This window comes from Victivallis vadensis, from assembly GCF_003096415.1.
In the GTDB taxonomy this organism is placed as follows: domain Bacteria; phylum Verrucomicrobiota; class Lentisphaeria; order Victivallales; family Victivallaceae; genus Victivallis; species Victivallis vadensis.
Map to the genome: position 1 here is coordinate 92,654 of NZ_QEKH01000019.1, position 6,944 is coordinate 99,597.

The 6,944-nt window shown below is 60.3% G+C and carries 9 protein-coding genes; 7 read left to right on the forward strand and 2 right to left on the reverse strand.

Annotation, left to right across the window (positions count from 1 at the left end):
- Together C8D82_RS12340 and C8D82_RS12345 are read right to left on the reverse strand one after the other, a co-directional pair.
- On the reverse strand, positions 1-1,719 hold the full coding sequence (locus C8D82_RS12340; protein ID WP_116884594.1) for a serine hydroxymethyltransferase: 1,719 nt from the start codon (positions 1,717-1,719) through the stop codon (positions 1-3).
- 35 nt (positions 1,720-1,754) lie between these two features.
- The gene (locus C8D82_RS12345) at positions 1,755-2,204 is read right to left on the reverse strand and encodes a low molecular weight protein arginine phosphatase (protein ID WP_116884595.1); all 450 of its coding nucleotides are present in this window, start codon (positions 2,202-2,204) and stop codon (positions 1,755-1,757) included.
- 153 nt (positions 2,205-2,357) lie between these two features.
- Here C8D82_RS12345 and C8D82_RS12350 point away from each other — a divergent pair, with 153 nt between their 5' ends.
- The 7 genes from C8D82_RS12350 to C8D82_RS20725 all read left to right on the forward strand — a co-directional run bounded on the left by C8D82_RS12350 (position 2,358) and on the right by C8D82_RS20725 (position 6,491).
- Entirely contained in the window at positions 2,358-2,687 is a 330-nt protein-coding gene (locus tag C8D82_RS12350) for a YqfO family protein (RefSeq protein WP_116884596.1), read from the forward strand.
- 5 nt (positions 2,688-2,692) lie between these two features.
- Positions 2,693-3,337, forward strand: a complete 645-nt coding sequence (locus C8D82_RS12355; RefSeq protein WP_165833048.1) for a site-2 protease family protein — start codon at positions 2,693-2,695, stop codon at positions 3,335-3,337.
- A 3-nt stretch (positions 3,338-3,340) separates the two neighbouring features.
- Positions 3,341-3,736: a (deoxy)nucleoside triphosphate pyrophosphohydrolase gene (locus C8D82_RS12360; RefSeq protein WP_116884598.1), complete on the forward strand. Its 396-nt coding sequence runs from the start codon at positions 3,341-3,343 to the stop codon at positions 3,734-3,736.
- Between the two features lie 48 nt (positions 3,737-3,784).
- Entirely contained in the window at positions 3,785-4,381 is a 597-nt protein-coding gene (locus tag C8D82_RS12365; protein ID WP_133245185.1) for a sigma-70 family RNA polymerase sigma factor, read from the forward strand.
- Positions 4,378-4,743, forward strand: coding sequence for a hypothetical protein (locus tag C8D82_RS12370; protein ID WP_116884600.1), 366 nt, complete (start codon positions 4,378-4,380; stop codon positions 4,741-4,743). The genes C8D82_RS12365 and C8D82_RS12370 overlap by 4 nt, the downstream gene beginning before the upstream one ends.
- Positions 4,744-4,748: 5 nt before the next feature.
- The gene (locus C8D82_RS12375) at positions 4,749-5,306 is read left to right on the forward strand and encodes a hypothetical protein (RefSeq protein WP_116884601.1); all 558 of its coding nucleotides are present in this window, start codon (positions 4,749-4,751) and stop codon (positions 5,304-5,306) included.
- 642 nt (positions 5,307-5,948) lie between these two features.
- Positions 5,949-6,491, forward strand: coding sequence for a transthyretin-like family protein (locus C8D82_RS20725; RefSeq protein ID WP_147835292.1), 543 nt, complete (start codon positions 5,949-5,951; stop codon positions 6,489-6,491).
- Positions 6,492-6,944: the final 453 nt, after the last annotated feature.

The following is a 6,944-nucleotide window of genomic DNA, read 5'->3' on the forward strand; positions in this document are numbered from 1 at the left end:
TCAGAAACGCGGCATCGGGAAATCCGCCATGAATTCCTGCACCTCGTTGCCGAGGGCGGCCAGCGCGGCCTCATCCTCGCGCAGCTCGACGCCGCGCTCGATGAAGTCGGCGACCCGGACCATCTCCGCCTCCTTGAGGCCGCGGGTGGTGATCGCCGGGGTGCCGACGCGGATGCCGCTGGTCACGAAGGGTTTCTCGGGATCGAACGGGATCATGTTCTTATTGGCGGTGATATGCGCGATATCCAGCGCGTTCGCCACCGCCTTGCCGGTCGCGTGCTTCGGGCGCAGGTCGATCAGCATCAGGTGGTTGTCGGTGCCGCCGGAAACGATCCGGAAGCCGCGCTTGACCAGCTCCTCCGCCAGCTTGGCCGCATTCAGCTTCACCTGATGCTGATAGGCCTTGAACGCCGGAGTCAGCGCTTCGCCGAAGCAGATCGCCTTGGCCGCGATCACATGCTCAAGCGGCCCGCCCTGCATGCCGGGGAACACCTTGGAGTTGATGCTCTTGAGGTACTCCTCTTTGCAGAGGATCAGGCCGCCGCGCGGCCCGCGCAGGGTCTTGTGGGTGGTCGTAGTGACCACGTCGCAGTACGGCACGGGATTCGGATGTTCGCCCGCCGCGACCAGTCCGGCGATGTGCGCCATGTCCACAAAGAGCTTCGCGCCGACCAAATCGGCGATCGCCCGCAGCCGGGCGAAATCGATCACGCGCGGATAGGCCGAAGCGCCGGCGATGATCATCCTGGGCTTGTTTTCGACCGCGAGGCGTTCGACCTCGTCGTAGTCGATCATTTCGGTTTCGCGGTTCACGCCGTAGGGGACGATATTGTAGAGCATGCCCGAAAAGTTCAGCGGATGGCCGTGGGTCAGGTGGCCGCCGTGGTCGAGGCTCATCGACAGCACGGTGTCGCCCGGCTGGCAGAGGGCCATGTAGACCGCCTGGTTGGCGGAGCTGCCCGCGTGGGGCTGCACGTTGGCCGCTTCCGCGCCGAACAGCTTCTTCACGCGGTCGATCGCGAGCTGTTCGATCTCGTCGACGAATTCGCAGCCGTTGTAGTACCGCTTGCCGGGATAGCCTTCGGCGTACTTGTTGGTCAGCACCGAACCCTGCGCGGCGCGCACCGCGCAGGAGGCGAAGTTTTCGCTGGCGATCAGCTCGATGCCGTCGGCCTGGCGTTTGGCTTCATGGTCGATGATCGCGGCGACCGCCGGGTCGGCGTGACGGACGGCGGCGATGTCGTCGTAGGTGTCGATTTCAACCTTGGCCAGGCGGCGCACATGGCGCTCATCGCCGCTGAACGGAGTCGAGAACCACGCTTCGACCACCGGCTTCATCGCAGCGAAATCGAGGTCGTCGCCGGGCAGCACCAACACGTTCGAACAGTTGTGGACGCGGCTTTTCTTCGCGACTTCGGCATCCCGGGCGATTGCGGCGCGCACGCCGTGGAAGCGGTTCGCGACGATCCCCATGCCGACGCCGGAGCGGCAGACCAGAATCGCGCAGTCGGCTTCACCGCGGGCGACCGCCCGCGCGGCCGGAGCGCCGAAGTCCGGGTAATCATCGCCCTGATTCAGCTCGAAAGGCCCGCAGTCGATCACTTTGCAGCCTTTGGCTTCGAGGAAAGCGGCAAGTTCGGGCTTCTGGGCGAAGCCGCCGTGGTCGGTCGCAATCGCAACCTTCAGGGATTTGCCGTACCAGTCGGTGATTTCAAACATGTTGATGACTCCTTGAAAAATTGTAATGGTATGTTTTATTTTGAATTCATCACGAATGACGCGAGGTTTTCCAGAGCCGGGCGCATCGATTCAAACACCCGGCGGTAATGTTCGACGCTGCCGCCGTAGGGGTCGGGCACGTCGCCGCCGCCGTCGAATTCGAGCAGCAGCCGCACCTTCCCGGCGGAGCTGGGGCAGAGGAGCTGAATATCGGAGGCATGCCCCCGCGTCATCGCGACGATCAGGTCGAAGCCGGCCGCCAGCGAATCGGTGAGGCGCGCGGAACGGAATGTCCCGCCGTCGATGCCGAGTTCGCGCATCACGGCGGCGGCGGGAGCTGAGATGCGGCCTCCGTCCCATGCGCAGGTGCCGGCGGAGCGCACGTCGATGTCGTCGCGACCGGCTTTGCGACAGAGCTCCTCGAAGTAGAGTTCCGCCATCGGGCTGCGGCAACTGTTGCCGGTACAGACGAAAAGAATCCGCATTCAGATGTTCCTCCGAAAAAGCCTGTGATCTCCTGAAAGGGACTAATATACACCGGTTCCGCCGTTTTTTAAAGCCGCCGCGCCGCAAATGGCGAAAATATTTCGGAGGGGCGGTTTGAAATCCGCCGCCGCCGCAGTTATATTCTTCACATCATGAAATACTGCAAACTTGAAATCTACGTTCCCGAAACCCATGCCGAAGCGGTCAGACACGCGATCGCGGGGGCGGGCGCCGGGAAACTCGGCAACTATGACAGCTGCTGCTGGACGACCTCCGGCACCGGCCGCTTCCGGCCATTGGCGGACAGCAAGCCCTTTCTGGGGACGCCCGGCACGGTCGAGGAGGTGCCGGAAATGAAAATCGAAACCCTCTGCGCCGCCGCCGACCTCAGGGCAGTGATCGCGGCCATGCGCGAGGCGCATCCCTACGAAACGCCGGCCTTCCAGTTCTGGCCGGTCGGAATCAGCGAGAAAGAGTTATGAACCAGATGAATTTCTTTATCACCTATCTGTGGAAAGACCCGATGTTCTTTCTGGCCGCAATCATCATCGTGGTGTTTTCGGTCTGCGCCCACGAATTCATGCACGCCTGGATCGCGTTGCTGCAGGGCGACGGCACCGCCGCCGAACGCGGCCACCTGACGATGAGCCCGCTCAAGCAGATGGGGCCGTGGTCGCTGTTCATGCTCGCCTTCATCGGCATCGCGTGGGGACAGGTCCCGGTCGATCCTTCGCGAATGCGCCACCGGTACAGTCACGCATTGGTCGCATTCGCCGGACCTGCGACCAACCTGCTGCTCGGCGTCGCCTTTTCTCTGCTCTGCTTCCTCGCGTTCCGCAACGAGGTCGGCACGGAATTCACCTGGGACATGCTCTACTTCGGCGCGACGATCAACATGGTGCTGTTCCTGCTGAACCTGCTGCCGGTTCCGGGTTTCGACGGCTGGGCGATTCTGGTCACGTTTTTCCCGAAAATCATGCGGATCGACTCCGAAATCGTGAAGGGCAGCTTCTTCGTGATCATCATTCTGGTGTTCATGGGGATCGGCAAACTCTTCGAGTTCGGCCGGATTTCCACAGCCGCGATGCTGTGGTTCTTCCAGGCGATTGCAGACCGGATCGCGGGAGCGTGAAATATGAAAATCATCACCGTGGTCGCCGCCGTGATCCGGCGCGAAGGCAAGGTGTTGCTGGCCAGCCGCCCCGCCTCGAAACCGCCGCTCGGCTGGGAATTTCCCGGCGGCAAGGTGGAGCCGGGCGAAAACTTCAATGCGGCGCTGCGGCGCGAACTGCTTGAGGAGCTGGGCGTCGATTCGGTTCCGGCCGACCGGCTCTACAAGGTGGTCACCCGGAATGCGGAGCGGGAAATCCGCCTCCACTTCATCCGCACGCTGCTGGCGCCGGATGCAAAGATCGTCCCGAAAGAAGGACAGGAGTTCCGCTGGGTGGAATTGAGCGGAGAAGCCCCGGAAGGGCTGCTGGCTCCCGATCTGCCCGTCTGGAATTTTCTGATAAATTTCGGCAGGCCCTGACAATTTTTTAACAATCCGTTGCGTTAATACTGTGAAAAGAATAAGCAAGTGAGTGAAGCGATGCCGGAAACGGAGCTCAGCGATTCGGAATTGATCAAGGCCTTCGGCGAGGGGGACCATGCGGCTTTCGAGACGCTTTATCACCGCTACCGCCGCCAGCTTTACGGGTTCCTGAGCAACCTGATCCCCGGCAATCCGGCCGAGGTGGACGAGGTGTTCGAGGAGACCTGGCTGCGGGTGATCGACAAGTTGCCGAAGTACCGGGACGACGGGAAATTCAGCGCATGGCTGTTCCGGGTGAGCCGGAACCTCTTCATCGACCGGGTCCGGCGCAACCGGCCGCCCGGCAACGGAGTGTTGAACCTCGATGCGGAGGAAGCGCCGGAAATCGCCGGCCCCGCGTCGATGTCGCCGGAGCGGGAGCTGGATTCCGCCGATCTGGAGCGGGTGATCGCCGACGCCGTCGGCAAGCTGCCGCAGGAACAGCGCGAGGTCTTTCTGCTGCGGCAGCAGGAGCTGCCTTTCCGGGACATCGCGGCGATTCAGCAGTGTTCGATCAACACCGTCCTCGGACGGATGCAATATGCGATCAAAAGTTTACGGAAATTGATCCGGGCAGTTGACCATGGAGGTATCATAAAATGAAAAATGAAATGCGGTTTCAAACCCTGATCGCCCGCGATGTGCCGGTCGAACTCGACCGCCGCATTCTGGCCGCGGCGTCGAAGCGCGCCGCGGAGCTTCGTTTCCGCCATGCGAGACGCCGCTGGTTCTGGGCCGGTTCGGCAACGGCGGCGGCCGCCGCGATTCTCGTAATCGCCGGAGCCGTGCTCCTGCTGCCGGAAATGGCGGGCAATACCCGTCCCCCGGCTCCGCGGGCCGACCTGCTCGCGTTGTCGGACTGGACCAGTGTCGAACAGGAAAACTATAACCTCAGCTTCGAGCTTTATTCGGGCCGCCAGGCGGTTTCCGAACTGGCGGAAGCAGGTTCGCTGAAAGGATTCTGACCACCATGAAAAAATGGCTGCTTTTAATCGCGTTCTGCTGCGCCGGACTGATTCCGGCGGGAGCGGAAGAACCGGAGGATGTGCCGCCGCCTCCGCCGCCTCTGAAATCGGAAAAAGAGCGCCGGACATCGTTCGCGATCTGGCGGGCCTTTTCCAGCCTCCCCGAAAAAGAGCGTCGGGAGATGGTCAAATTGCAGCGGACCGATCCGGAAAAATTCCGCAAGGTCATGACTGAAAAAGGCGAAGCCCTGCTGAAAGCCGACCGTGACCGCCTGATCGAGCTGCGCAGCATGGTGGCCGAATACATCTCCACCGCCGATTCCGACCGCCGGGAGGAGTTGTACAAAAAAATCGAAGCCAACGTCCGTTTCGACTACTTCAAGCGGCTGGAGGAAAACCGGCGCCACCTCGAAGAGATGAAACGCCGCGCCAGAGGCCTCGAAGCGGAGCTGAACAAACGCGAAAAAAACGCCGAAGCGGCGATCAAAGCCCGCATCGACGCAATCCTGCGCGGCGATCCCGACCCCGAAGCCCCGCGCCCCCATCCCCGCCGCAAGAAATAGCGGGGAAAGGGATGCCTCCGGCGGGCCGGGGCGCTTCGCCCCCGGCGCCCCCGACCGGCAAGGTGCCGGTGCCGCGTACGGTTTCGAGTTTTTTGCTGCGCAAAAATCTCAAAACCGGGGTTGTAAATAATAAATAATGGGTTGGATTGGGTCTATCGGCGGTACTCCGCACCGGCACGTTGCCGGTCGGGGTCAAGGGACGAAGTGCCCTTGCCGTCGGAGACACTTTGTGCGCTACTGCGCCCAGCTACCGGTGCCTGATTGCAAATCAGGCCGCGTAGCGCACAAGGTCTGCCGACCGACAGGGCGCGCAGACCCGCCTGCCGCGAAGGCGGCATGGCTTCCCCCGGGACTTTGCCTCCGGCGGCCGGGGACGCTTCGCCCCCCGGTCCTCCAGACCGGCAAGGTGCCGGTGCCGCGTACGGTTTCGAGCTTTTTGCTGCGCAAAAAGCTCAAAACCGGGGTTGTAAATAATGGGTTGGATTGGGTCTATCGGCGGTACTCCACGACCGGCAACGTGCCGGTCGTAATCCAACGGCGAAACCGTTGGCCGTCGGAGACACTTTTTACACGTAGCGCCTCCGACGGGCTGAGGTTGGTGCGGATCATCAGGTTGAAACTTTTACCGGGAAATTTTACTTAATGAATATGAAGAAGCTGTTCCTAATTTTTCTTTTTTCTGTGATGCTTTTTCAGACAGGTTGCATCATTGCACCGATGCCTACTTGCTGGTATCCGGAACTATCCGGCCAGTTGACCGATGCCTTGGGTAAACCGCTGGCCGGAGTGGAAATCACATTTTCCTGTTGGGGTATCAAGGAATCGACACAAAAGACGACTACTGCAGAAGATGGTTCATTTACAGTTGGCCCGGCTCGCTTTTGGAGTTATATCATTCATATCGGTTCGCCTTGCTTATATCCCAATCCTCCGCGTCCTGATTCAAATGCACTGTATATGACTTTTTCCACCGGAGACTTTCATGGGGTACTTCTTTGGCACGAATATCGTGACCATCCACCGCTTCCACCGCGTATTTTCGAGTTATGGACAACCCGGACAATGAATGGTCAAAAACAGATATTTGAGCAGGATTATCGGGTTGAACAAATTGACCATCTTACCAAGAGCATTCTGATCAAATCACCCGATATCCATATCCTGTTACATCCAGTCGAGCGGTAATGAATTTTTATTCAAAAATATTCCATTGCGCCCAGCTACCGGTGCCTGATTAAAAATCAGGCCGCGTAGCGCACAAGGTCTGCCGACCGACAGGGCGCGCAGACCCGCCTGCCGCGAAGGCGGCATGGCTTCCCCCGGGACTTTGCCTCCGGCGGCCGGGGACGCTTCGCCCCCCGGTCCCCCAGACCGGCAAGGTGCCGGTGCCGCGTACGGTTTCGAGTTTTTTGCTGCGCAAAAATCTCAAAACCGGGGTTGTAAATAATGGGTTAGATTGGGTCTATCGGCGGTACTCCGCACCGGCACGTTGCCGGTCGTGATCCAACGGCGAAACCGTTGGCCATCGGAGACACTTTTTACACGTAGCGCCTCCGACGGGCTGAGGTTGGTGCGGATCATCAGGTTGAAACTTTTACCGGGAAATTTTACTTAATGAATATGAAGAAGCTGTTCCTG